Origin of the sequence: Ideonella sp. (assembly GCF_044358605.1) — a bacterium.
Taxonomy (GTDB): Bacteria; Pseudomonadota; Gammaproteobacteria; order Burkholderiales; family Burkholderiaceae_C; genus Ideonella.
In genome coordinates this window covers 30261-56001 of sequence record NZ_JBIKNQ010000008.1, presented here as the reverse complement: position 1 = coordinate 56001, position 25741 = coordinate 30261, and the positions used below count along the sequence as shown (strand labels likewise).

The following is a 25741-nucleotide window of genomic DNA, read 5'->3' as shown; positions in this document are numbered from 1 at the left end:
GGGTGTGCATGGTCGCTGGACATTCAGCGACCGCTGATCTTTGACATGGAGAGAGACTCATGACTGATCCCGTGGTGGCGCGCATCCGCGCCAATCCCAAGTACCAGTTGCTGAAGTCCAAGCGCAGTGCGTTTGGGTGGTGGCTGGCCGCGCTGATGATGGTCGTTTATTACGGCTACATCGCGCTCATCGCCTTCAACAAAGAATTCCTGGCGCAGCCTCTGGGCGTCGGTGTCACCACCATCGGCGTGCCGCTCGGCATGGGCGTGATTGTCTTCACCATCGTGATCACGGGCATCTATGTGCGCCGTGCCAACGGTGAATACGACAAGCTGACTAAAGAGATTCTTGAGGACGCCACCAAATGAGTCAACTTCTTAAAACGTTGTTGGCCGTCGTTGGCTTGGCGGGCTTGACCGCTGGTGCCTACGCGGCTGGCGCCGATGTGGGACAAGCGGCCAAGCAAGCCACCAACTGGACAGCGATTGGCATGTTCGGTGCCTTTGTGGCCGGCACGCTCTGGATCACCAAATGGGCAGCCTCCAAGACACGCTCTGCGGCTGATTTCTACACCGGCGGCGGCGGTATCACGGGCTTCCAAAATGGCTTGGCCATTGCGGGTGACTACATGTCGGCGGCGTCCTTCCTCGGCATCTCCGCTGCGGTGATGGCCTCGGGTTACGACGGCCTGATCTACTCCATCGGCTTTTTGGTGGGCTGGCCTGTCATCACCTTCTTGATGGCGGAGCGCCTGCGCAATCTCGGCAAGTTCACCTTTGCCGACGTGGCCGGTTATCGCTTTAAGCAAACCCCGATCCGCGCGTTTGCGGCCTCGGGCACGCTGGTCGTGGTGGCCTTCTACCTGATCGCTCAAATGGTCGGTGCTGGTCAGTTGATCAAGCTCTTGTTCGGCTTGGAATACTGGATGGCCGTGGTCATCGTCGGCGCGCTGATGATGGTCTACGTGCTCTTCGGTGGCATGACCGCTACCACCTGGGTGCAGATCATCAAGGCCGTGCTGCTCTTGTGCGGTGTGACCTTCATGGCTTTCATGGTGATGGCGCAGTTCGGCTTCTCGCCGGAAGCGCTGTTCGCCAAGGGCGTGGCCGTCAAGGCCGCGATTGCAGCCACCGGCAAGGAGGCGGCGATTGCCGCGGCGGCGGCTTCCGCAGCAGTTGCAGCCACGCCTGAAGCGGCGGCTGCAGCGTCTGCCGCCATGGCCAAGGCCGTGGCGATCAACCCTGAAACGGTGGGGCTGGCGCTGATGGGCCCTGGTGGCTTCATCAAGGACCCGATCTCGGCCATCAGCTTCGGCATGGCTTTGATGTTCGGTACGGCCGGTCTGCCCCACATCCTGATGCGCTTCTTCACGGTGCCTGATGCCAAGGAAGCCCGCAAGTCAGTGTTCTGGGCCACGACCTGGATTGGCTACTTCTATGTGCTGATCTTCATCATCGGCTTCGGTGCCATCACCCTGGTGTTGACCAACCCTGAGTTCGCCGATACCGCCAAGGGCGTGATCAAGGGCGGCGCAGGCACGGCCAATATGGCGGCGGTGTTGGTGGCCAAGGCGGTGGGCGGCGACGTGTTCTACGGCTTCATCTCGGCGGTGGCCTTCGCGACCATCCTCGCGGTGGTGGCTGGCTTGACCCTGTCGGGTGCCTCTGCCGTGTCTCACGACCTGTACGCCACGGTGTTCAAGGGCGGCAAGGCTGACAGTGCGGCGGAGTTGCGTGTCTCGCGCATCACCACCTTGGCGCTCGGCGTGCTGGCGGTGACCCTGGGCATTGTCTTTGAGAAGCAGAACATCGCCTTCATGGTGTCGCTGGCCTTCGCCATTGCAGCCTCGGCCAACTTCCCGGTGCTCTTCATGAGCGTGCTGTGGAAGGATTGCACCACCAAGGGTGCGGTGATCGGTGGCTTCTTGGGCCTGTTCTCCTCGGTGGCCTTGACGGTGGTGTCGCCCTCGGTGTGGGAAGCCACGCTGGGCAACCCCAAGGGCTCGGCTTGGTTCCCCTACACCTCGCCTGCGCTGTTCTCCATGACCATCGCCTTTGTCGGCATCTGGCTGTTCTCGATCTTGGACAAGAGCCCGCAAGCCGCCAAGGAGCGTGCTGACTTCGAAGCGCAGCAAGTGCGCTCTGAAACCGGCCTGGGTGCATCGGGCGCCAGCGGTCACTGATCGACGCTGTCAGCGCCTCAAGGGACGGGCAGAGCCCGTCCCGCCCCCTTACACTCGCACGCACTTCACGGTCCGTGCGAGTTTTCCATTCATGAGCACCAAAACAGCGCTGATCACCGGCATCACAGGTCAAGATGGGGCTTATTTGGCTGAGCTATTGCTCTCCAAAGGCTACATCGTCCACGGCATCAAGCGCCGCAGCAGCCTGTTCAACACCGACCGCATCGACCACCTCTACCAAGACCCGCAGGTGGACGGGCGGCGCCTGATCTTGCATTACGGCGACTTGACCGATGCGGCCAACCTGACGCGCATCCTGGCCGAGGTGCAGCCCGATGAGGTCTACAACCTCGGTGCGCAAAGCCATGTGGCGGTGAGTTTTGAAGCCCCCGAGTACACCGCCAATGTCGATGCCCTGGGCACGCTGCGCTTGCTGGAGGCCATCCGTTCTTGCGGCTTGCAGGCCAAGACCCGTTTCTATCAGGCCAGCTCTTCCGAGATGTTTGGCCTGGTGCAGCAGACGCCGCAAACCGAGCAGACGCCGTTTCACCCGCGCAGCCCTTATGGTGTGGCCAAGCTCTATGCCCACTGGATCACCGTCAACTACCGAGAAGCTTGGGGGCTGTTTGCTGTCAGCGGCATCTTGTTCAACCACGAGAGCCCGCAACGCGGCGAGACCTTTGTCACCCGCAAAGTCACCCGGGGCTTGGCGCGCGTGGCCTTGGGGCTGCAAGAGTGCCTGTACCTGGGCAATCTCGACGCCCGCCGCGATTGGGGCCATGCCCGCGACTACGTGGCCGCCCAGTGGCTGATGCTGCAGCAAGACCAGCCACGCGACTATGTCATCGCCACCGGACAGCAGCACAGCGTGCGCGAGTTTGTGCAGCAGGCCGCCGCTGAGCTGGGTTTGGTGCTGAGCTTCTCAGGCCACGGCCCTGACGAAGTGGGGCTGGTCGCCGCACGCACGCCACGCGCTGATGAGTTGGGTTTGTCGGCCGCGGTGGGCCAGGTGCTGCTGCGCATAGACCCGCGCTACTGGCGGCCCGCCGAGGTGGACACTTTACTGGGCGACGCCAGCCGTGCCCGCGCCGAGTTGGGGTGGGCGCCTTCCGTCAGCTTTGAGGCCTTGGTGACCGAGATGGTGACGCATGACTTGGCACAGGCGCGCCGCGAGCAGGTGGTGCGCGACGCCGGCTTTACGGTGAACCGGCGCTTCGAATAGACCTTACGCACCAGCGCTGACCAAGCTGTGCGGGGTTGTGGCGCAGATCAGGCGAGGGCCGTGAGCGCTACACCGACCGGGCCTCGCCCTGCAAAAAGTCTTGGTAGGCGGCGGCTAAGCCTTGCGCTAATCGCACCCTGGGTGCCCAACCCAGTGCGCGAAGGCGGCTGCTATCTAACAGCTTGCGCGGTGTGCCGTCGGGTTGTTGCGCGTCAAAGCGCAGGCGGCCGTTATAGCCCACCGTGTGGGCCACCAGTGCGGCCAGGTCGGCGATGCTGAGTTCCTCGCCGCTGCCCACATTCAGGTGCGAGCGTGTCGCGGGCGCCTGGGCCTCCCAAGTGGCGCGTGGATTGTCCAAGGCGGCCAAGCAAGCCTGGGCCAAGTCGTCCACATGCAAGAACTCCCGCAGCGGGCGGCCCGAGCCCCAGACGACGACTTCAGCCGCCCCCGTCAGCTTGGCCTCGTGGAAGCGCCGCAGCAGGCCCGGGATGACATGGCTGTGTTGCGGGTGGTAGTTGTCCCCGGGGCCGTACAAATTGGTGGGCATCAGGCTGCGGAAATCGGCGCCATGCTGGCGCCGATAGCTCTCGCACAGCTTAATGCCCGCAATCTTGGCAATCGCATAGGGCTCGTTGGTGGGCTCCAGCAGGCCCGTCAGCAGGGCCTCTTCGCTCAACGGCTGCTCCGCCAGTTTGGGGTAGATGCAGCTGGAGCCGAGAAACACCAAGCGGCTGACACCGGCGCGCCAGGCTTCGTGGATCACGGTGCTGGCGATCACCAGGTTGTCGTGAATGAAATCCGCCGGGTATGTGTGGTTGGCATGAATGCCGCCCACCTTGGCGGCGGCCAGCACCACTTGCTCGGGCCGCTCGGCTTGGAAGAAGGCGGCCACCTGATCTTGGCGCCTCAGGTCGAGCTCTTCGCGACCGCGCAACACGAATACAGCCCGACCCTGCAAGGCGCGCACCACGGCCGAGCCCACCATGCCGCGATGACCGGCCACAAACACGCGAGTCAGAGGTGTGCTCATGGTCGCCTCAGAACACCTGTTCTTTCAGGATCTTCAGCAGGTACTGCCCGTAGCCGCTCTTGGCCAGCGGGGTGGCCAAGGCTTCAAGCTGTGCGTCATTGATCCAGCCTTTGCGCCAGCAGATCTCCTCGGGGCAGCAGACCTTCAGGCCTTGGCGCTTCTCCAAGGTCTGCACAAAGGCGCTGGCTTCGAGCAGGCTGTCGTGGGTGCCGGTGTCCAGCCAAGCATCGCCACGGCCAAAAATCTGCACATCCAACTGCTGGGCCTCCAGGTAGCGACGGTTCAAGTCGGTGATCTCCAGCTCGCCACGGGGGCTGGGCTTCAAGGCCTTGGCATGGTCCACCACCTGCTCGTCATAGAAGTACAGGCCGGTCACGGCATAGCGGCTCTTGGGCGCGATGGGCTTTTCCTCCAGGCTCACGGCCTGGCCTTGGGCGTTGAACTCCACCACACCGTAGCGTTCTGGGTCGGTCACCGGATAGGCAAACACGGTGGCGCCATGGGTGCGCGCTGCAGCGGCCTCCAGGCGGCGGCCCAGATCGTGGCCGTAGAAGATGTTGTCACCCAAGACCAGAGCGCTGGGCGCGCCATTCAAAAAGCGCTCGCCGATCAAAAAGGCCTGGGCCAGGCCATCAGGGCTGGGCTGTACGGCGTAGCTCAACTGAACACCCCAGCGAGAGCCGTCGCCCAGCAGTTGCTCGAAGCGCGGCGTGTCTTGCGGGGTGCTGATGACCAAAATCTCACGCACACCCGCCAGCAGCAGCGCGGCCAGTGGGTAGTAGATCATGGGCTTGTCATACACCGGGATCAACTGCTTGCTGATGGCCAAGGTGGCCGGGTGCAGTCGTGTGCCGCTGCCGCCCGCCAAGATGATGCCCTTGCGTGTTGCTGTGCTCATGAAATCCTCTGCGTGAATGGTCTTGCTCGGATTGTGGCCCGAGTGGCGCCTCCATCCCAAGGCACAAATGTCAATCCCCCGTCAGTTCGCCGTCAGCGCGCATGTGCCAATTGCCTAATCTTTGCGGCTCAGGGCATCATTCGCCAACCTTTGCTGATGTCCTCATGATCCATCCCACCGCTGTCATCTCCGCCTACGCCCACATCGACCCCACGGCCGAGATCGGCCCTTGGTGCGTCATCGACGGCCCGGTTCACATCGGCCCACGCACCGTGCTGATGAACGGCGTGGCGGTCTATGGTGATGTCCGCATCGGGGCTGACAACCACATTGGCGCGCATACGGCCATCGGCGGCCGGCCACAAGACCCCAGCTACCAAAACGAGCCCACGCGGGTGGAGATCGGCCACCGCAATCAAATCTTCGAGTACGTCTCCATCCATCGCGGCACGGTGCGGGGCGATGGCTGTACCCGCCTGGGTAATGACAATATGGTGATGGCCTACAGCCACTTGGCGCACGATGTGCACGTGGGCACCGGCAGCCGCATCACCGCCTATTGCGGCATCTCGGGCCACTGCCAGATCGGTGATCATGCGGTGATCTCCGGCATGGTGGGCATGCAGCAGTTTGTGAGGGTGGGTGCCTATGCTTTTGTCTCCGGCCATGCTGCCATCACCCAAGATGTCTTGCCCTACTCGGTGGCCTTTGGCACAGCGTGCCCGGCTTATCTGCATGGTGTCAACCTGATTGGCCTGGAGCGCCACGGCTTGGTTAAGGCCGATCTACAGCGCCTGCGGCAGGTGATGCAACTCTGGCGGGACCACACCCGTACCGCGCAGTCGGTGCTCGAACAACTCAAGCAGCAATGGGGCGACCAGCCCCAAGTGCGCGAGATCATTGCCTTTGCCGAGGGCACGACACGAGGTGTGCTGCGTTGACGGGCAGGGCGGACGACTTTCGTTTTGAAGCCTATGCGCCCGCTCAGTTGGAGCGCTGGAATGCCTTTGTCGCCCGCAGCGTCAACGGGACGTTCTTGTTCGATCGTGGCTTCATGGATTACCACGCGCATCGCTTTGACGACGCTTCCCTGCTGGTGTGGCGCGGTGATCATCTGCTGGCGCTGCTGCCGGCGCATGCCGAGGGCGACCAGTGCCTCAGTCATGGCGGGCTCAGCTATGGCGGCCTGGTGCTGGCTGAGCCTGTGGGCGCTGCCGCGCTGTTGGCACTGATGCAGGCTTTGCAGCGCCATTTGGCGGCCCAAGGGCTGCGCAGCCTGCTCTACAAGACTGTGCCGGCCATCTATCACCAACTGCCCTGCGAGGACGACCGCTACGCCCTGTTTCGCTGCCAGGCCCAGTTGGTGCGGCGTGAGGTGTTGAGCGTGGTTGGCCCCAGCTCGGCGCATTGGCCCAAGGGGCGGCGCAAACCCTTGTCTGGGGCCTTGCGGCGCCGAGGCGGGCTCACCCTGGCCCGGGTGCAAGGCGCGGCCGAGCCCGCTGCCTGGGCGGCCTTCTGGGCGCTGTTGACAGTGGAGCTGAGTGCTCGCCACCACAGTGCGCCCGTGCACAGCCTAGAGGAAATGCTGATGCTGGCCCAGCGCTTTGCAGGCCACATCCAGCTGCGCCTGGCCTGGCAGGGTGACGCCGTGATTGCCGGCATGGTGCTGTTCGACACCGCCACCGTCTCACATGTGCAGTACATGGCCGCTAGTCCGGCAGCGCGGCGCTGTGCGGCGCTGGACCAATTGATCGAGCAGGCCATTGAGCAGGCCCAGTCCGCAGGCCGCTGGTTTGACTTCGGTCACTCCAACGAGGCCGCTGGACAGGTGCTCAATGAGGGCCTGTGTTTTTACAAAGAAAGTTTCGGCGCCAGTACCGTGGTCCACGACCACTACCTGTTGCCCTGTGAAGGAGGCGTCTGACATGGCCCATGTGAATGATTGCAAGAGTGTCGAGTTGCGGACCATTTACGACCATCGCGGCTCCATCTCTTTTGTCGAGTCTGGCGTGGATTTCGAGTTTCCGGTCAAGCGTGCTTACTGGACCTACGACGTGCCCTCGCGGGCCAGCCGGGCCGGCCACTCGCATCGCCAGTTGCGCCAGTTGTATGTGGCCATCTCAGGCTCTTTCGATGTGCACCTTGATGATGGCGAGCAGCAGCGCATCGTCTCCTTGCGCCACCCTAATGAAGGCCTGCTGATGGTGCCGGGGGTTTGGCGCGAGCTGCATGGCTTTTCGTCGAATGCCTGCTTGCTGGTGTTGGCCTCTGAGCTGTTTGAGGAGTCGGACTACATCCGCGAGCATGCGGACTTCATGGCCTGGGTGCGGGCCGGGCGCCCAGCCTGATCAACCCTTGCGCGCCAAGAGCGCGATCTCTGCCGCTTGCTCAGGAAAGCGCCGCCCCATCTCGATCAAGCCTTGGATCTGGCGCGCGCTCCAGCCGCCAGTTACGGCGGTCATTTGCGGGTGGGTGAAGGGCTTGAACAAGTAGCCCTCCAGGGCCACTTCAATCAAGCCCTGAGCCTCGGTCATCTCGCGGAGGTCTTGCGGGCGAAAGACCCGGGGTTGGCCCAGCTGTCGGTTGCGCTCGGACAAGGCCTCTGGCGCCTCGGCCAAGCCCATCTCCACCGCCAGCAGGCGGTGAAAGGAATGGGCATTGGGCACGCTGATCAGGGCCAAGCCGCCCGGCTTGAGGGGAGCTAGAGCGGCTTGCAGCAAGGCCTCGGGGGCGGCGGTTTCGTGGATCACGCCGGAGATGACCACCATGTCTGCCCATGGGGCCGCACCGCACAGGCGCTCCAGCGCGGCACCGGCTTGCTCGATGTAGTCATTCACCACCGCCAACGCCGGCCACTCATGGGCGGCTGTGGCGGCCAGCGCGGCCCAGGCCGTGGCCGGCTCCACCGTCACCCATTGGGTGAAGTCGCAGCCCGCAGCGCGGGCCGCCGTGCTGAGCAAGACCGGGCCGCAGCCCACCTCCAAGACCCGCGCTGGGCGGTGCTGCAGCAGCCAGCGCAGGTTGTGCTCTTGCCGCGCTTGCAGGCAGACCGACTCAAAGTCCAGTTCGGCATCGTGGCGCGCGGCATAGTCGTTGGCGCTCAAGGCCTTGCCTTGGGGTGGGCTGCTCATGCGGGATGGGCTTCAAAGAAGTTGCGCACCGCGGCACAGACCTGCATCACCTGTGCATCGCTGAGGTGCGGGCCCATGGGCAGGCTCAGCACTTGCGCGCAAATCTCGTCGCTGTGGGTGTGGGCCGCCGGCCGGTGGGCGGCAAAGGGCGCAAAGCCGTAGACGGGCCGAGGGTAGTGCACCAGGGTTTCCACGCCTTGCTCACTCAAGCTGTGCTGTAAGGCCTCGCGGGCTGCGGTCTGCACCGCATACACATGCCACACCGGCTGGCTGCCTGGCGCGGTAGCGGGCAGGCGCAAGCCCGGCAGGTCGGCCAGATGCCTTGCATACAGCGCGGCCACTTCAGAGCGCCGCGCGTTGTGCGCGTCCAGCTTGGCGAGGCGCACCTGCAGCCAGGCGGCTTGCAGCTCATCAAGCCGGCTGTTGGTGCCCAGGCTCTCGTGGGCATAGCGCTGGGTGCTGCCGTAATTGCGCTGTTGGCGCAGGGCATGGGCTAGGCCGTCGTCATCGGTCAGTACGGCCCCCGCGTCGCCAAAGGCGCCCAGGTTTTTGCCAGGGTAGAAGCTGAAGGCGCTGAGCTGGCCAAAGGTGCCCACACGCCGCTCGCCCCAGCGCGCACCCTGGGCTTGCGCGGCGTCTTCGATCAGCACCAGCCCATGCTCGGCGCACAGCGCTTCCAAGGCGGGTCCGTCGGCGGCATGGCCATACAGATGCACCGGGATGACCGCGCGCGTGCGTGCGCTCAAGGCGGCCCGCACGCCTGCTGGCCCGATGTTGAAGCGGCCGTCCTCGGGCTCCACGGGCACGGGTGTTGCGCCACACTGCTGCACCGCCAGCCAGGTGGCAATGAAGGTGTGGGCCGGCACGATCACCTCATCGCCGGGGCCAATGCCTGCTACCACCAGGGCCAAACGCAGGGCCTCCAGGCCGTTGCCCACGCCTATCGCATGGCGCCTGCCGCAGTAGCTCGCGAAGGCGGCTTCAAATCGGCTCACCTCCGGCCCCAAGATCCAGCGCCCGCTGTCCATCACGCGGTGATAGGCCGCGTCGTACGCGGCGGCGTCCTCGAGGTAGAGGGCTTGCAAGTCCAGAAATGGCACCTTCATGGGGCGGGGTCTCCTGCTGCGGCCACCCAGCGCAGTTCGCGCTCGGCCAGCCCCAGGTCAATGTCATAGGGCGAGGTCACCACCGAGGTGTGCTCAAAGCCCGGCCGGCTGCGGCCTTGCAGCCAACGGTGCTGCTGGCTGCGGATGAAGGACAGGTCCAGAAAGGTCGGGCCGTTGATCTCCTCCTTGAACAGCGTCAGCACCTTGGTGCCGGCCTGTGCCCACATCAGGTTGGTGAAAGCAGCACCTGGAGGGCCCGCGATGCCGCGGGCTTGGGCGAACAGCCGCACCTGCTCTAACAAGCTCAGGGTCTCCGGCGCTACGCATTCAAAGCCGAGGCTGGCGGCGATGTCGGCCACTGCCTGCTCTTGGGCAAAGGGCCGGCGCAGCTCGCCGCGCCGAGTCAGGTAGAGCAGGCGCTGCGGTGGGGGCGGATCGGCCGGGTTCAGCCCGGCGGCGCGCCACAGGGTGTGGCGCAGGGCGTCGATCTGGGTGGCGCTGGCCCACTCTTGCGGCGAGAGCACCAGCGCATCATCCAAAACCAGGGCCTCATCTTGTCGGTAGAGGCGCATCGCCTCCGGCGGGGTGCCCGCGTCTTTCAGGCTTTGGACCATCCAGCCGGACAGCTCGGCAGGCAGCAGCACGCGGCGGCCGTGCAGCAGGCCTTGCGAGGCAGCCCAGTGCAAGCGTGCCAGCGTCAGCACCATCCAGTGGTAGTAGTTGCGGTGGAAGGTGGCGTCCAGATTGGCCAGCACCAAGAGTGGCTCACTCACGCGCTGCATGCTGGGGGGCTCGCGCAGCGTGGCGGCGCCCAGGCCTCGGCTGAGCAAGTCGGGGTGTGGGAAGGGAAACGCGCCCATCTGGCGGTGCCAGGCATGGGGCAGCAGCAGGCCGCCATCCGCCGTCAGCAGCAGGTGGCCATGTCGCACCTGCAAACCTTGAAGCTGGACGCTGCTGAGCTGCGCGGGCAAGGTGGCGAAGTGTGCGGCTCGCACTCTACCGTCTGGGCTGGCAATGCTCCAGCTGCTAGGCAGCGCCGGGTCGGCGCACAAGCGTTGCTCACGCGCCCCTTGCGCGGCCAGCCAATCGGCCCATTCGCGGGCGGGCAAGGCGCGGCTTTGCACTGCCAGGGGCAAGTGTTGGCGTGCGTCCTGTGCAGCGAGGGTGTCGCCGGCTTCCAGGGCGCAGCGCTCGCGCAGCGCCCCAAACCCCCAGTCGCCCAGCGGGGCGAGCTGCGCTTGGAGTTGCGTGATGTCTTGCAGCGCTTGGCGGGCTTGGCCCAGGGCCCATTGGGCTTCGCACTGCCAGCGGGCCAAGCGCAGGATCTCCTGGACTTGCGCGCCGTCGCCTTGCTCCAGCCCTTGCAAGGCCTGTCGGCACAGGCTCAGCAAGTGAGCCAGCACGGCTTGGCATTGCTCACTGGCGCGTACTGGGTCGATGCACCCCATGTCAGGCCCAAAGTCAAAGGGGAACACGCCTTGCCAATGATGCAGCTCTAAGGCGCCGGCATTGGCCACGGTCCATAAGGTGCTGGCCGCACCCACCACTTGGGCCGCACTCAGCGCAGGCCGTGTGGGGGCGTGGCGCTCAAAATGCGCCAGCGCAGCCAGCCCTTGCAAGCGCAGGTCTGTTGCGCTGCAGGCGCTGCCATGCAGGGGCGCCGTCTTGAGCAAGTCGCCCAGCGGAGCCAGGGCCGCAGCGAGGGGCGCCAGGGCGCTCAAGTCCGGCGGATCGACCGTCGGCGTTGGCGCCGCTTGCTTCACGCTGAGGTGCTGCCACTGGTTCGCGTTGGCGGGTGGCAGAGGCCCTAGGCGTTCCAGGGCTTGCAAGGTGTCCCGCGCCACAGCCGCTTGGCCGGACTCAAAGGCCCAGGTGGCCATGCCGCTCAAGAACGTTGCGGCGCTGGGGTGGCTCATGTCCACGCCTTGTGCCAGTGGGGCCATTTCTGTCAGGCTGGCACCGCAATGGGCCCAGGCCTGCAGCAGCGCCATTCGCACGCTGGGATGGGTGGGGTGCAGGTCCACGGCGCGTTGGGCCCAGGGCCGCACGGTGGCACCACCCAGGTGCTGCGCCAGGGTCTGCAGCAGGCGGGCGGTGAGATCGGCGTCAATCTCGGGCGCAGGCTCGGCGCTGAAGAACAGCGCCATGCCACTGAGCAACCCAGTGCTCAACAAGGCGGATGCCAGTGCCTGCTGGCTGGCCGCAGGCCAGCGTGGCAGCCAGTTGGTGGTGTCTGAGGTGCTCATCCACGCCGCAAGCAAGCGACCCACGCGGCGCAAGCTGCCCAGATCGGTGCTGGCACGCGCGCAGTGGGCTAGGCCGGCCACGGCGGCGGGCAGCCAGGCGTCTTCGGGCTCGGGGCGGCGAGGCCAACGCTCCAAGGTGCTCAACAGGAGTGTGTGCTGCTGGCTCTGACGCAGCACGCGCAGGTAGACCGGCAACAGGCCGCTGTCCAGGCACTCGGCATCCGTCTGGTCTTGCCAAGCCCAGGCAATGGCCTCGGCCACCAAGAGGGTCAGTTCGGGCGGGGGGCTTTCGCTCTCACGCCACCAGGCCACCAAGCCTTTGGCGAGGCGCCGCCGTGGTGTGGGCAAGGCGGGGGTGTTCTGGAGCTTGGCGCGCAGCTCATCGACACCGGGAAAGGGGCGGCCGGTGTGTGCCGCCAAAGCGGCCACACGGGCTGGCAGGTCCAGGGTGTCAGGCATGGCGGCTCAGCGGCCACAGGCCCAACGCAAGGCGTCATGGGCTTGGGCAATGTGGACGGCATAGGGCGTGTTGACCAAGCTGGCGCGCTCAAAGCCCGGCAGGGGCTTGCCCAGGAGCCAGCGGTGCCGCTGCCCCCGGATGACCGAAATGTCCACAAAGGTGGGCAGGTGGACATCGGGCTTGTAGAGCGCGACCACCTTGGTGCCGGCCTGCGCCCACGCCAGGTTGGTAAAGGCCGCACCCGGCGGGCCTGCCACCGCGCTGGCACTGGCAAAGAGGCGAACTTGGTCCAGCAGCGGTAGGGTCTCGGGCGCCACCACCTCAAAGCCCAAAGACTCGGCATGCGCCACCACGGCCGGCTCGTTCATCAGCGGGCGGCGGTTCTCGCTGCGCCGCGACACAAAAATGCGCTTGTCTGGGTAAGGCGGGCGGGTGGCGTCCAGCCCCGCGGCTTGCCACAAGCGCTTGCGCAGCAACTCCAGCAGCGTGGGGCTGGTGAACTCCAGCGGAGAGATGACCAGCGCATCGCTGAGGTTCAGGGTCTCATCTCGGCTGTAGGTGGTCCACTGTGCAGGGGTGAAGCCCAGGTCGGTGAGGCTGCTGAGCATCCAACTCGATAGCTCGGCGGGCAGCAGCAATTGCCGTCCTTGCAGCCAGCCGGCGTCTTGCGCCACCAAGATGCGCGGCAGGATCAGCATCATCCAGTGGTAGTAGTTGCGGTGCTCCAGCGCGTCCATATTGGCCAGCACCACCACAGGGAAGTCCACGGTGCGCGTGGCCGCAGGGCGGCGCAGGCTGGTGCCGCGCGCGCTGCTGCTCAGCACGTCGGGGTGGGTGTAGGGGAACTCGCCCATGGTGCGGTGCCAAGCATGCGGTCGCAGCAAACCGGCTTGGGGGTGGATCAGGCCGTAGGACAGCCGAACCTGCAGGCCGGGCAGGCGCGCCGCTTCCAGGCTCACCGGGGCGGTGGTGTGGGCGTGTTCCGTCAGCAGACCATCGGGCGACACCGTCTCAAAGCGACCGCTGACGGTTTGGTCTTGCCAGGCCGATTCGCTGCTGTGCGCTTGGCCCGGCGCTTCCCCTAAAGCGGCGCTGACCCACTCGGGCCACTCTCGCAGCGGCATCACGTCTGCGTTGGCTTCATGGGGCATGGCCAGGCGCACGGCCTGGGCTTCGACCACCAAGCCTTGGGCCAAGAGGCAGCGCTCCTCCAGGGCCGTCAGCACGCTGTGGCCCATGGTGGGGCCCACGCTGTATTGCGCGGCCCGCACCCAGGCCAGCGCCTCATCATGGTGCTCTAGGGTCAGCAAGGCTTGCACGCCCCAGCGCAGCAGCTCCAGCCACACCCGCATGCCCGCTTGGCGGGTCAAGCCGCGCTCGGTTTGGGTGGCCAGTTGCGCCATCAAGGCGACATGGCGCAGGGCCGCGCGGCGCAAGCTCGCGCCGAGGGCCGGGTCCAGCTCACCATAGGCCGGGCCACGGTGGTGAGGGTAGGCGGCTTCAATCTCGGACAAATGGCCGTAGCGCTGCTCGCTGATCTGCTGCAGCGTGCGGGCCAGTTGCAAAACCATGTCCACGGGCACGGTGTCTTGCTGCGGCCATTGGGTGCGGCAATGCGCCAAGGAGCGCTCGGCCAGGCCTTCCAGCGCCACCCGGGCGCCGCTGTTGCGCACGGGCTCTGCGCCCAGCCAACTGCCCACCAAGGACAGAGCATCGGCCAGCACACCGGTGTCCACGCCCTGCCAGCCGGCATCGCTATCGGCTTGGTCCACCGGCGTCTCCAGCGCCTCTTGGACGGACGAGCTTTGGCGCATTTGCAGGTGCGCCATCCGGGCTTGCTCGGCGCCGCTCAAAGGCCGCACCACGCCGGCGCGCTGGTAAAACTGCTCCGCGTCTGGCGCATGGCCCGCAAAAAACAGCGCGTCCGCCATCCACAGCATGGCGCGGCGATAGCCCTGGTGGCTGGGCGAGATGGCGTCGACCAAACTCATGGCCACCTGCGGCGCTTCGCCTTGGCGTTGGGCCCAGCGGGCGCGCTCCAGCAGCACCGGGGCCGAGCCTTCAAACCAGGCGCTCGCCTGGGCCAGCCAGCCCGCCACCTGCGGGTCGGGCTCAAACTGGGCTAGGCAACTCAGGGCCGAGGTCAAGGCCGGCTCCAAGACGGGTGCAGGCTGGTGGGCGGACATCGCTTCCAGCAGGCGGCGCAGGGCAGGCAGATCGACCGTGCGCACGGCCAGGGTCAGGACGGCGCTGTGCAGCACCACCCGGTCGGGGTCATGGGCGCTGCGCACGGCCAGGGGCAAGAGGCGTTGCAGCCAGCGTGCCGTCAAGCCCAGCTCATTCAGGTGCGGGCTGTGTTGGGCCAAGGTGGCCAGGGCACCGGCCAACTCGCCGGTCCAGGCCTTGCCTGGCGCCCACACGTCCTCCAGGGTATTGAGCAGGTCCGGTGCCAAATGCCAGTGCTGGCCCCGCCGAATGCAGCGCAGGCAGACGCGCAGCAGGGTTTCTCTCTCCTGAGACCTCAGTTCGGTGGGGTGATCCGTCAGCACGCTGGTCAGCAGGCTGGCTTGCCCGACGACGCCTTCAGCCTGCAAGGCGTGGGAGAGCAAAGAGCTGTCCAGGCGTTCGCTCCAGGGGGTTTGGCGCCAACCCATCGCCAAGACATCCAAGAAGCACTGCACTGCCAAGGCAGAGGGCGTGGAGGGGCTTTTGATCAAGCCACTGTGTAGCGATTGCGCCATCACCAGCCAGTGCTCATCCGTGCAGTCATTGGCCCGAAGCTTGCTAAGCAGAGCTCGAGCCTTAGCCAAGGCGGGCGAACTGGATGGAGACGCTGCGAGCAGCGCCTCAAGGCGTTCAATCAGAGGCAGAGTGTCAGCCCGGCCAGAAGGGGGGGGAGGCATCAAAGAGAACTAAACAGGTGGAGGAGAGTGGGCCGGGCGGAGTCTGCCACCATCTTGGTGGGTGGATGGACCCTATAGTGTCTTGCGTTTGACTTCGCACTAGGGGCTGCGGAGTAGCCTGCTTCCTTGTTACCATTTACAAAAAATTAAACCATGATGTGTCATGTTTCACGCCGCACCAAAATGTGGCGGCTTTGCTGGGAGTATTCCCTGCTTCTTTCCCTTCCTTGCCAGCCCTTACCCGGGTTGGATCCGTAGTTTGAGCCTCGGACCTTGCCACATGGACAGCAAAGCACAACGAATTCAGTCACTGACCCGTGAGATTCGTGAGCAACTTGGTGATCAGAACGTGTTGGATGCGCTGGCCACCGAATTGGCCACTCAACGTGTCGACGCAGACGAGTTGCGCGAGCGTTTGGCGCAACTGACCCGCGAACTCGAAGTCATTCGCACCGTTCAGCGGGCCCGAGACATCTTGCTGCCTGCGGCCAAGGCTGACTACCAACTGCGGCAAAGCGTCACCATCGATGCCACAGCGCCCTTGCCGCCGAGTGCCGGTCTGCACGTGGTGGAAAAGGACGGCAAGGGGACGGCCTTCCGTTGGAGCGGCCCCGCGCCTACATTTCAGTTCGAGCTGCACTTGGACCGCAGCCATGAGACGGTCTTCACGCTTCACATCCCTTTATGGGGTCGAGAGCGCGCAGCCCAGCTGCGTTGCACCAGTGACGACCAAGATATTGCGCTGATCACAGAGGTCGGACAGCGCGTGCTATTGCTCTCGGGGGTGTTGCTTGCCCGAGAGACGGTGGGCCTGACCAGCCTGCGCTTTACCGTGGCGGCCTTGCACACCCCACCCGTGCCAGAAGGCAAGGCCTTGCGCCAACTGGGTGTGCCGGTATTGCGCCTATCCGCTCAGGCGGCCACGCCTGCAGAGTTGCAGCGGCTCAAGGCTTTGGCGCAGGCGCCGGCGCCTAGCGCTGCGCTGGCGGCACCGAGTGCTGTCGTCGGCCAGTGAGCGAAGGCATGCACCGCGAATTGCCCCTTGGCGAGCTTGTAAGCCTATCGCCAGACGTAGGCGCTGCGCGCATGGATGGTGCCGACATTCTGGTGCTATCGCCCACGCCTACCCATCCGCCAGACCAAGGTAACCGCAAGCGCATCTATGCTGTCTGCAAAGAGTTGCAGGCGCGCGGCGCGCGGGTTCACTTTGTGTATTACCCGCAAGAGTGGTGGTTCGAGTTTTTGCCCCACGACTTGGTGCGGGAAATGACGGCGGCCTGGGACAGCTTCCACGTGGTGCCCACCTCACGCCACACCTACAACCCACCAGCCGGGCAGGACTACACCATTGACGAGTGGTGGGACGAGAGCATTGCCACCACGCTGAAGTGGCTCTTTAAGCGCCAGCACTTTGATGCCTTCATCGTCAACTACGCCTTCATGAGCAAGGCGTTGGAGTTGGCGCCACCCAATGTGCTTCGCATCCTGGACACACACGACCTGTTCACCGGGCGGCGCCAGTTGCTGGAGCAACACGGCCTGAAGCCCGAGTTTTTCTACACCACGCAAGAGCAAGAAAGCATTGCTGTTCAGCGGGCCCAATTGGTTTGGGCCATCAAGGATGAAGAGGCCGTCATCTACCGCAGCATGGCCAATGTGCCCTGCATCACCATGCCCCACGCTGAGCCCACAGCGCACGTGGCGCGCATCCGTCGCTTCGACGACGAAGGCGTGCTCGTCATCGGGATGTTGGGGTCCGGCAATGTCATCAATGTCCAGAATGCGCGCGCCTTTGTCGAGGCGGCTCGACCCATTTTTGAGGCCCGGGGCGCCAAAGTCCAGATCCGCTATGTGGGGTCTATGTGTTCCCGCTTGGGCGATCTGGCAGACATTGACGGGGTTGATTTGGCCGGCCCGGTGGCCACCGTCGATGCCTTCTATCGCGACGTCGATGTGGTCGTCATTCCTTTGGCCTTCAGTACGGGGTTGAAGATCAAGGCGGTGGAGGCTTTTGCGGCTGGGGTTCCCATTGTCGCCATGGGTCATGCCCTCGAGGGGATTCCCATCGAGCATGCTTGGCACCAGTGTCAGACCATGGAAGAAGTGGCGCAGGTGTGCTGCGAGATCGCAGAGCAGCCCAACCTTCTGGGCGCTTTGACACAAGCGACGCACGCCACCCATGCTCGTATCCAGCATCAGGTGCAAGCGGCTTTAGATGCCACCATTGGGCGTATTCATCGTCGCCCCACGGTGGTGGTGACGATGGATCATGCTTTTTTTGAGCCCGAGTCGGCCTACCGTGAGCAGATCTATCAAACCATCAACCTGCTGATGCAGCAGGCCCAGGTGGTGCTGTATGTCGATCAGCTCTTGCCCCCTCACCAAGCCACGCTGTTTGAGGCCTTCAACGGCTTGGCGGTGGATTGCAAGCTGGCGGTGGCGCCGCATGTCAGCCCGCCTGTGGGTCGCTCATTGGGGCTGAACCACATGGTGGTGTCACTGCCAGATCTCTTGGCTCGTAGCGCTCGCCCCATCTTGTGGGTCATGCGCTTTTGCCCCGAATTGGCCAATCTCGATGCTGAAGCCCTGCGCACGCCTCTGTTCCTGCGCATGGATGTCCTGCGGCAACTGGGGTCTCCGCCTTCGGCGCAGGCCATCAAGGCCCTCACCGATAAGTGTTTGGAGACGACCTGGATTGAGGCGCATGCCGAAGCCCCTTTGCCGGGCACCTTTGGTCCTCATGTGCGGCATATGTTGGTGCCCTCATGGCGCTGGAAGCCTAATCGACTGCATTTGGGCACTGAGGCGCCGCTGGTGCATATCTTGGCCCGCGACGATCAGTACGTGCTGGCTCAAGAGTTGCTGAGCCGTTTGCCGATGCTGCAGCAGGCTTTGCTGCCCGGGGCGGTGATCACATCTAAACCGCAGGCAACAGGCCGTGTTGGAGAGGCCAAGCATTTCAGCGTAGGCTCCCTGCTGGGGCGGCTCAGCAGCTTCCGGCCGATGCCTGCCTGTGTGATCGATTTGTCGGGTAACGCCTACGAGTTCGAAACCCTGCGTGAGAGCTATATGCGCTGCCAGATTCCGGTGATAGACACGCATCGTGCCGGTGAAAGTGGCGAGCCTTTGTCGCTGATGGGGCTGGTCGAGCTGCTGGTGGACTTGCCCGAGAAGCTTGCTTCCATCAAGTTGGCAGTGAACGACGAGTTGTCGATTCGTTATGGCAATGATGCCGGCTGGGCCAATGTCTGGCGGGCGGTGTCGGTGCGCAAGGCATTGGGTTGATCATGCACTTACCTGTGCCCTTTATTGAAGTGCGGCCTGCCGCTCTCGGGCGCTGCCGCCCGCAACGTGATTTGGAGACGTATTGAACATGACCGAGAAGAGCAGTAGTGGTTTGGCTCGCCTGACAGAAGAACAACTCTCGCGCATTGTTTTCTTCATGGGGGGCGTGCGTTCGGGCACCACGGTGTTCCGTCGCATGATGGCATCGCATGCCTTGATCCGAGACCGAGGCGAGATCTTCAACTCCAACAATCCGCTGGGCTACTTCAAGTTCTTGCGCGAGCAAGTGGCGCTGAATCCCGATCTGATCTTTCCTGAGCGCAGCCCAGAAGTCTTTCAAGCCTATTTGGTGTCTTTGTTGCCCAAGGAGCCTAATGCCATTGCCCTGCTTGACATCAAGTATGAGCATCTCACGCTGTTGCCAGAAGCCTGGCAGATGCCGTTCACTAATCCACCGCTGCTGCGCACCATCAAGCGCAGCAAGGTGAAAGTGTTGCATCTGCGGCGCCAGCACTTTTTCTCTGTGGTGTCGAATTTGGTGGCCGTCAGCACCGGGCGCTACCACCACCGCGTCGGGCATGACAAGGCCCTGCCCGATAAGCGGCAAGTCACTATCGACAAGGCGCAATTGCTCAGCGCCATGAAAAAGCGCCGTCGTGCTACCGACCTCATTGACTCAGGTCTGGATGACCAGCAGCGCCTGTCCATCGACTACGAATCTGTGTTTGACGAAGCAGGACATTTCCGGGCGGAAGTTTGTGATGCTGTGGCCGGTTTTTTGGGTCTAGAGCCATCATTTGATCGCGAGCCGGAGCTCAAGAAGGTCATCGACGAGCCTCTGTCGTCTTTGATTACCAATTACCAAGACATAGCGGAGCTGGAAAAAAATGACAACTGATACCCCTTTAGGCAAGTCTAAGGACAAGAAGCCTAAGTCTGACGCCGTCAAGGCGCCGAAAACCGAGCGCGTGCAGAGCTTTGATCTTGGGCCCCTGAAGGCCTTGATTCCAGAGTTCCCTGAGTTCCGCAGTGAGCGCGCGATGGCCTTCGATCTGGAACGCAAAGAAGCGCTCAACCGGGAGATGATGGCCGACGATGAATTGGCGCAGGCCGTGCTGTATGTGTGGCCCAAGGCCTCTGACACCTTGGTGGTCTTGTTCCGGGGCATTGGCCGCAAGGGGGCCGGATTGCCCAAACGTCGTTGGGGCAATTTGTTCCAGTCCGGCGTTAACGTGCTGGTGCTGAACGACAACTCGCGGTGCTTCTATGGCAGAGGGGTCGAGTTGTTTGGCACGGGCGTGGATCCGACCCTCGAATTCATCCGCAAGCTTCAACAGGCCTTGGGGTGCACCAAGCTACTCACCCTAGGCTCTTCGGCGGGGGGCTCTGGGGCCCTCTCTTACGGGGTCAAGCTCGGAGCAGACAAGATCTTGGCGTTCTCGCCGGTGACCGCTGTCAAAGCCTCTTTTTACGAGTCACGGGATCTGAAAGCACCTGACAGCGAACGAGTGGTCAAGCGCTGGCGCCGCCTAGAACGTCTGATGAAACCGGCAGATCAATTCGATTGCCGCGAAGTCATCCAGGCCTCTGGCACCAAGAGCCGCATTCGGGTGCATTACCCCACTGGACTCTATTGGGACCGCATGTGGGGAGAAAACCTGCAAGGCCTGCCACAGGTGGAGCTCTTTGCCCATGATGATGTGGCCGAGCACTCTTTGCTCAATGAGGCGGGTGAGCAAAGCATCGCCGCTGCCGAGATCGAGTCTTTCTTGTTGGCCTGATGGGATCGGGCGCTGCGGCGCCCATGCCATGGCCCATTACCTTGCCTTGAAGTATTGCTATGCCTGTTTACTCCGCGTCTCGCCAGTACATGTTCTTTGCCAACCCTCAGACGGCCAGCAAGGCGGTGTCTCAGGCCTTGATCGCTCATTTGGATGGTGCTCCTTTTCCTCGCAAGACGCGTAAGGCGGTAGCGGAGGGCAAGGTGCTGGAGCGCAATTACCACGGCACTTACGATGACATCGTTGAGGCGGGGTTGATGTCCGTCGAGGAGTTGGAAAAGCTGTTCAAGTTTTGCGCCGTTCGAAATCCTTTTGACTTGATGGTCAGCCGCTATCTGAAACGGCAACGCACCATCGTTGACGATAACAAGGACACCGGTATGGCCTGGGCACGGGAGCGCAAGACGGTGCTGACCAGCATGGAAAAGGCGCGTGACTTGCCTTTTGGAGAGTGGCTGCAGGCTGAGCTTGGGAACATCGCGGAGCGTGGTCGCACCGTCAAGGCCCCCTTCAAGTACTTGGATCATGCCGACTACGTGATGCGGTTTGAGTCCTTGCAAGAGGGCTTTGACGAGGTGCTCAAGCGACTTGGCGTATCCGAGCCTATCGAAGTGGCACCGCGCAACGTCACGGGCGAGCGCGTTGCTGAAGGTGGCAAGAAGCATTTCACCGAGTATTACGATGCCAGCAGCCGACAACTGATCGACAAGGTCTATGCGCCTTTGCTGGAGCGTTTTGGCTACAGCTTTGGCTGAGCCGCCCAGAGTTGCAGCAGAACCCGGTCTTGTCGGGCAGCCCTAAGTGTGAGGGGGCGCTCGGGATTGATTCTTGCCACAATGCCGTGGCATCACCTATTTTTGTCACGCCATGTCCAAGTCACTCATCTCCATTTGCCCCGTCGTGATGGCGGGCGGCAGCGGTACCCGTTTGTGGCCCCTGTCGCGAGCAGGCTTTCCCAAGCAGTTCTTGGCTTTGTCGGGCGAGACCACGCTGTTCCAGCAGGCTGTCGAGCGCTTGATGGCGCTGGAAGCCGATGACATTGCCGTCTCGCAGCCGGTGATCGTTGGCAATGCCGAGCACCGCTTCATGGTGCGCGAGCAATTGCTGGAGATCGATGTAGATCCCTTGATCATGCTGGAGCCCTCGGCGCGCAACACAGCCCCCGCCATGACGTTGGCAGCGCTTCAGGCCTCAGTGGGTCATGAGGATCCGGTGCTGGTGGTGTCGCCCTCGGATCAAACCATTGGCAATGACGAGGCCTTCACGCAGGCCCTGCAGTTGGCCGTGCGTACCGCTGCAACCGGGGCCTTTGTGATTTTGGGCGTCACCCCAGATCGGCCAGAGACGGGCTACGGTTATATCCGCTCCAATGCCGCTGCCGGGGGCGTGGCCAGCGTGGCTGAGTTCGTCGAGAAGCCCGATGCCGCCACGGCTGCGCGGTACTTGGCCGAGGGGCACTACACCTGGAATAGCGGCATGTTCGTCGTCAAGGCTTCGGTGTGGCTGGCGGCCCTCGAAGCCTTCCGCCCGGACATCCTGAAGGCCACCCAGGCCTCTTGGGATGCGCGCAAAGAAAACGAGCGTTTCATCCGCCCGTCGCGCGCCGAGTTTGAGCATGTGCCGTCTGAATCGGTGGACTATGCCGTGTTGGAGCGCTGCCCGGGCAGTGCCTTTGACATTCGCATGGTGCCACTGAACGCAGCTTGGAACGACCTGGGGGCTTGGGACGCCGTCTGGATGGCGGCTGCCCGCGACGCCCGAGGCAATGCATCGCAAGGCGATGTGATGATCGTGGACTCTGACAACACCTTGATCCACGCCACCAGCCGCTTGGTGGGCGCCGTGGGCCTCAAAGATGTGATCGTGGTCGAAACGCCAGATGCCGTGCTGGTGACCGACCGCAGCCGCAGCCAAGATGTCAAGAAGATCGTCGCCAAGTTGGGCGAGCGTGGTCGCATTGAACACGCGCTGCACCGCAAGGTTCACCGCCCTTGGGGCTGGTACGACAGCATAGACATGGGCCCGCGCTTCCAAGTCAAGCGCATCATGGTGCGTCCTGGCGCATCACTGAGCTTGCAAATGCATCACCACCGCGCCGAGCACTGGATTGTGGTGACGGGCACAGCAGAAGTCACCTGTGGTGAGAAAAAAATCCTACTCACTGAGAATCAAAGCACCTATATCCCTCTGGGTGAGGTACACCGCTTAGCCAACCCCGGCAGAGTGGATCTAGAGATCATCGAGGTCCAGTCTGGTAGTTACCTGGGTGAGGACGACATCGTGCGCTTTGAAGACACTTACGGGCGTACAGCCACCTGAGGTCCAAGACTCAACAAATTGATGAGACTGACCGCTGGTCCTTTCTGCATAATTTAGTAACAAATTCAAACACCGACCCGCAGTTCCAGGGTCGGCCTCGACGTCCTTCATCATTGGGAACATTGCGCATGCAAACCGCCGCTAAATCATTCATGGCCGCCGCAGTTTTGGGCGTCGCCTCCCTCGGTCAGGCCTATGCCGCTACTGAGCTGGTCGACAACGGCAGCTTCGAAGACCAAACCTTGGCTGACGGCACTTCATTGTTCGATGTGGTGACAGGCTGGACGCTGACGGGCAATTCACGCTTGACCAATCCGGTAGCCGGCTCGACCCAGCCAGCACCTGCGGTCATCGATGGCGCAAATTATTTGCGTCTGTTGGAGGGCTCAAGCCTGTCGCAGTCGCTCACGCTGGATCTGAGCCAACAGTACACCCTGAGCTTCAACTATTTCTTGAAGCCCACTTTTGCAGCCCAAGTGTCGGTGAACGGTCAAACCTTCAACCTGACCGATGCGCAAGGTAGCTTCTCGCAAACCTTTTCGGCAGCCGCCGTCTCGACCCTTCTGACCTTTGCTGCCACCACGGGCAACTTGCAACTCGATGGTGTTTCGGTGACAGCTGTTCCAGAACCCGCTGCTGCAGCTTTGTTGCTTGCAGGTTTGGGTTTGCTGGCGGCGCGTCGTCGCCAGCGTGGTGAAGGTCAAGCCTGAGCCTGACCTACTCCCCTTTTTGGGGGCGGCCTAGGCCCGCATGAGAACGACATCCCCTGGGATGTCGTTTTTTTTCGTCTATGTGTATTGCATTGCACTCGAAAGACCTGCAGCAGGTCGGGGTGCCTCGGCCTTCCCTGAAAATGGCCGAAGATTGATCCATCGCTCGGGCCTGCTGTGGCACCGCAGTTGATGCAACTGGCCCATGTTTGAAGACCGAGACGTACGCAAGCAGTTCCTGAGCGCGCCGCCCACCATCGCCTCTGCCATCGCAGCGGTAATGGAGCCGCTCATCGCCGTGCTCTGCTTGGCTGTTTTACACCGGGTCTGCGGCCTGACCGTCAGCGGCGTGGCCATGGCCATGATGCTGCTCACCTTGGTGTTGCTGTTCCCGGGGGTGAATCGGTTCAATCGTCGAGGCGTGGGTGTGCTCATCGACATCTCGCTCAACTGGGCCCGCTGTGTGGTGATCTTGGGCGTAGTCGGCTATGTGACGGGCGGGCTCGACATGATGGATCGACGCTTGCTGCTCTACTGGGTGTTGGCCACTCCCATTTTGCAGGCCTCCGCCGTCTGGGTGGGGCATCAGATCGTGGTGTGGCACAGCGCCTCGCCACAGGCGCGCAGGCCAGTGGTCATCGTGGGGGCTGGGCCTATCGCCTTGCGCCTTGTGCAGGCCATGCGGCGGCGGCCCGATCTAAGCTATGACCTGCTGTGCATCTTTGATGACCGCACCCCCGACCGCTTGAGTCTCCCGGATGATGTTGCTTTGCGCGGCCCTTTAAGTGAACTGCCGGCCTTCATCGACAAGCATGGCGTCAAAGACGTGTTTGTGACATTGCCTCTCACCTCGCAGCCCCGCATCCTGAACCTGATGCAGATGCTGCAGAACACCACGGCTTCGCTCTACTACGTGCCCGATGTTTTCGGTGTAACCGTGATCCAAGGGCGGCTGGAGGACATGGGCGGCCTACCCGTGGTGGGCTTGCACCTCACGCCCTTCAGTGGCATCAATGGTTTGCTCAAGCGCGCCAGCGACTTGGTTTTGGCCGCCTTGATTCTGGTTTTGATTTCGCCTGTTTTGCTGGCCGTGGCCATCGGCGTGAAGCTCAGCTCTCCCGGTCCTGTCTTGTTCAAGCAGCGTCGCACGGGCCTGGATGGCGAGATCATTGAGGTCTACAAATTCCGCTCCATGCTCAGCATGGACAACGGCGCGGTGGTCAAACAGGCCACCCGAGATGACCCCCGCATCACCAAGTTTGGGGCCTTCATACGCAAAACCTCACTCGATGAACTGCCCCAGTTCGTCAACGTGCTGCAAGGGCGCATGAGCATCGTGGGGCCGCGGCCTCACGCCGTGGCACACAACGAGCAATACCGCAAAATCGTACGCGCCTACATGGCCCGTCACAAGGTCAAGCCTGGCATCACCGGCTGGGCGCAAGTCAACGGCCTGCGCGGTGAGACCGATACGGTCGACAAAATGGCGCGTCGGGTCGAGTTTGACCTTGAATACCTGCGCAATTGGTCGCTGGGGCTTGACCTGCTCATCATCGCCCGCACCGCCAAACTGATGTTTTTCGACCGCAGCGCTTACTGAGACACCAACGGCCCAGCCTTAAGGGCTGTCATGATGGGCGGTAACACCGCCACGCGCTTGACCAGCTCCACCATGCTGCTGCAGTGCGCCTTGAGCTTGAGGTTGTGCACATGGGTGCGAATGGTGCCCTCGCTGATCCGCAACTGCTGGGCAATCGCGGCAGGCTTCATGCCAGCGCAAAGGCATCCAAGCACTTCTTCTTCGCGGCGCGATAGGTTGTGCGCCCGAGCAAACGCCCCGACAGACAGAGCTTCGACCAGTTGCGATCGCTGCAAAGTGATCAGAACCGGGCGCTGCGTATGGGTGTCGCTATCCACGGCGATTGGGAGGGGCACCACACTGAGGCCACTCGCCGCAGCCCCCTCCACGCCCATATTGAGCATGGTGCGCGCGTCTTTGTGCTGGGCGGCCACGATGGCATCCAATAACTGCACTTGGTACTTGGGGTTCAGGGCCTTGAGCTTTCCGGCGCGTATTTCCAGCCAAACCCCGCCTTCCAACATCTGGCGTGCAAAGTGATTAGCGTGGATCACCCGGCCACCATCGGCCACCAGCATCAAGCCATAGTCCACTTCGTCCAGCACCGCAGCCAGCAACTGCCAGAGGTCATTGCCACGGGTGCGGCGCTCTGGACCGACATAGCTGATGGCCTCAGCAGCTGACTCAAACAACGCTATTCCATCTGGAGACTGGCCTGATTTCATGGGCTTGGCAGTGGCTTAGGGTGGGCGGGCGCGCCTCGCAGGACTAAATGTATCTTAATGAAACGAGGGGCAGGGAGAGATTCTCAATCTCCCTGCTTTATCGGCACGGCCGGCGTGGCAGCACAGCGAGCAAGCAGGAGGCCACGCTGCCTGAGCATGAGATA

21 protein-coding genes are annotated in these 25741 nt (G+C 63.1%); 14 read left to right on the top strand and 7 right to left on the bottom strand.

Annotation, left to right across the window (positions count from 1 at the left end; genetic code table 11):
• Positions 1-59 precede the first annotated feature (59 nt).
• The 3 genes from ACIQ3Q_RS04665 (at position 60) to gmd (ending at position 3404) form a co-directional block, all read left to right on the top strand.
• Entirely contained in the window at positions 60-368 is a 309-nt protein-coding gene (locus ACIQ3Q_RS04665) for a DUF485 domain-containing protein (protein WP_396267825.1), read from the top strand.
• On the top strand, positions 365-2182 hold the full coding sequence (locus ACIQ3Q_RS04660; protein WP_396267824.1) for a cation acetate symporter: 1818 nt from the start codon (positions 365-367) through the stop codon (positions 2180-2182). Before ACIQ3Q_RS04665 ends, ACIQ3Q_RS04660 begins: the two co-directional genes overlap by 4 nt.
• A 91-nt stretch (positions 2183-2273) precedes the next feature.
• Positions 2274-3404 (top strand): GDP-mannose 4,6-dehydratase, encoded by a 1131-nt coding sequence (gene gmd / locus ACIQ3Q_RS04655; RefSeq protein WP_396267823.1) that lies wholly within the window; start codon positions 2274-2276, stop codon positions 3402-3404.
• Between the two features lie 67 nt (positions 3405-3471).
• Here gmd and ACIQ3Q_RS04650 read toward each other — a convergent pair whose 3' ends face one another.
• Entirely contained in the window at positions 3472-4434 is a 963-nt protein-coding gene (locus ACIQ3Q_RS04650) for a GDP-L-fucose synthase family protein (RefSeq protein WP_396267822.1), read from the bottom strand.
• A gap of 7 nt (positions 4435-4441) precedes the next feature.
• On the bottom strand, positions 4442-5332 hold the full coding sequence (rfbA, locus tag ACIQ3Q_RS04645) for a glucose-1-phosphate thymidylyltransferase RfbA (protein ID WP_396267821.1): 891 nt from the start codon (positions 5330-5332) through the stop codon (positions 4442-4444).
• A 164-nt stretch (positions 5333-5496) separates the two neighbouring features.
• Here rfbA and lpxA point away from each other — a divergent pair, with 164 nt between their 5' ends.
• From lpxA to ACIQ3Q_RS04630, 3 genes are read left to right on the top strand one after another with little or no spacing between them, the layout of a single operon-like run.
• Positions 5497-6273, top strand: a complete 777-nt coding sequence (lpxA, locus tag ACIQ3Q_RS04640) for an acyl-ACP--UDP-N-acetylglucosamine O-acyltransferase (RefSeq protein WP_396267820.1) — start codon at positions 5497-5499, stop codon at positions 6271-6273.
• Positions 6270-7256 (top strand): GNAT family N-acetyltransferase, encoded by a 987-nt coding sequence (locus tag ACIQ3Q_RS04635; RefSeq protein WP_396267819.1) that lies wholly within the window; start codon positions 6270-6272, stop codon positions 7254-7256. Before lpxA ends, ACIQ3Q_RS04635 begins: the two co-directional genes overlap by 4 nt.
• A 1-nt stretch (position 7257) precedes the next feature.
• On the top strand, positions 7258-7680 hold the full coding sequence (locus ACIQ3Q_RS04630; RefSeq protein ID WP_396267818.1) for a sugar 3,4-ketoisomerase: 423 nt from the start codon (positions 7258-7260) through the stop codon (positions 7678-7680).
• Here the strand turns inward: ACIQ3Q_RS04630 and ACIQ3Q_RS04625 are convergent, their stop codons facing one another.
• From ACIQ3Q_RS04625 to ACIQ3Q_RS04610, 4 genes are read right to left on the bottom strand one after another with little or no spacing between them, the layout of a single operon-like run.
• The gene (locus tag ACIQ3Q_RS04625; RefSeq protein ID WP_396267817.1) at positions 7681-8463 is read right to left on the bottom strand and encodes a methyltransferase domain-containing protein; all 783 of its coding nucleotides are present in this window, start codon (positions 8461-8463) and stop codon (positions 7681-7683) included.
• Complete coding sequence (locus tag ACIQ3Q_RS04620) at positions 8460-9569, bottom strand: DegT/DnrJ/EryC1/StrS family aminotransferase (RefSeq protein ID WP_396267816.1); 1110 nt, start codon at positions 9567-9569, stop codon at positions 8460-8462. Before ACIQ3Q_RS04620 ends, ACIQ3Q_RS04625 begins: the two co-directional genes overlap by 4 nt.
• Entirely contained in the window at positions 9566-12274 is a 2709-nt protein-coding gene (locus ACIQ3Q_RS04615; RefSeq protein WP_396267815.1) for a glycosyltransferase 61 family protein, read from the bottom strand. Before ACIQ3Q_RS04615 ends, ACIQ3Q_RS04620 begins: the two co-directional genes overlap by 4 nt.
• A gap of 6 nt (positions 12275-12280) precedes the next feature.
• Positions 12281-15016: a glycosyltransferase 61 family protein gene (locus ACIQ3Q_RS04610; RefSeq protein WP_396267814.1), complete on the bottom strand. Its 2736-nt coding sequence runs from the start codon at positions 15014-15016 to the stop codon at positions 12281-12283.
• Positions 15017-15458: 442 nt separating this feature from the next.
• On the opposite strand from ACIQ3Q_RS04610, the gene ACIQ3Q_RS04605 reads away from it, so the two are divergent.
• The 8 genes from ACIQ3Q_RS04605 to ACIQ3Q_RS04570 all read left to right on the top strand — a co-directional run bounded on the left by ACIQ3Q_RS04605 (position 15459) and on the right by ACIQ3Q_RS04570 (position 24873).
• The gene (locus ACIQ3Q_RS04605; protein WP_396267813.1) at positions 15459-16193 is read left to right on the top strand and encodes a hypothetical protein; all 735 of its coding nucleotides are present in this window, start codon (positions 15459-15461) and stop codon (positions 16191-16193) included.
• 71 nt (positions 16194-16264) lie between these two features.
• On the top strand, positions 16265-18463 hold the full coding sequence (locus ACIQ3Q_RS04600) for a glycosyltransferase (protein WP_396267812.1): 2199 nt from the start codon (positions 16265-16267) through the stop codon (positions 18461-18463).
• 88 nt (positions 18464-18551) lie between these two features.
• On the top strand, positions 18552-19361 hold the full coding sequence (locus ACIQ3Q_RS04595) for a hypothetical protein (RefSeq protein WP_396267811.1): 810 nt from the start codon (positions 18552-18554) through the stop codon (positions 19359-19361).
• Positions 19351-20244 (top strand): hypothetical protein, encoded by an 894-nt coding sequence (locus ACIQ3Q_RS04590; RefSeq protein ID WP_396267810.1) that lies wholly within the window; start codon positions 19351-19353, stop codon positions 20242-20244. The genes ACIQ3Q_RS04595 and ACIQ3Q_RS04590 overlap by 11 nt, the downstream gene beginning before the upstream one ends.
• A 59-nt stretch (positions 20245-20303) precedes the next feature.
• On the top strand, positions 20304-20999 hold the full coding sequence (locus ACIQ3Q_RS04585) for a sulfotransferase family 2 domain-containing protein (RefSeq protein WP_396267809.1): 696 nt from the start codon (positions 20304-20306) through the stop codon (positions 20997-20999).
• A 112-nt stretch (positions 21000-21111) separates the two neighbouring features.
• Entirely contained in the window at positions 21112-22563 is a 1452-nt protein-coding gene (locus ACIQ3Q_RS04580) for a mannose-1-phosphate guanylyltransferase/mannose-6-phosphate isomerase (RefSeq protein WP_396267808.1), read from the top strand.
• A 152-nt stretch (positions 22564-22715) separates the two neighbouring features.
• Positions 22716-23273 carry a PEP-CTERM sorting domain-containing protein gene (locus ACIQ3Q_RS04575; RefSeq protein ID WP_396267807.1) on the top strand — a complete coding sequence of 186 codons (558 nt, stop codon included), beginning with the start codon at positions 22716-22718 and terminating at the stop codon, positions 23271-23273.
• 205 nt (positions 23274-23478) lie between these two features.
• Positions 23479-24873 (top strand): undecaprenyl-phosphate glucose phosphotransferase, encoded by a 1395-nt coding sequence (locus ACIQ3Q_RS04570; protein ID WP_396267806.1) that lies wholly within the window; start codon positions 23479-23481, stop codon positions 24871-24873.
• On the opposite strand, the gene ACIQ3Q_RS04565 is transcribed toward ACIQ3Q_RS04570, so the two are convergent.
• Positions 24867-25544: a helix-turn-helix transcriptional regulator gene (locus ACIQ3Q_RS04565; protein ID WP_396267805.1), complete on the bottom strand. Its 678-nt coding sequence runs from the start codon at positions 25542-25544 to the stop codon at positions 24867-24869. The genes ACIQ3Q_RS04570 and ACIQ3Q_RS04565 overlap by 7 nt on opposite strands.
• Positions 25545-25741 lie beyond the last annotated feature (197 nt).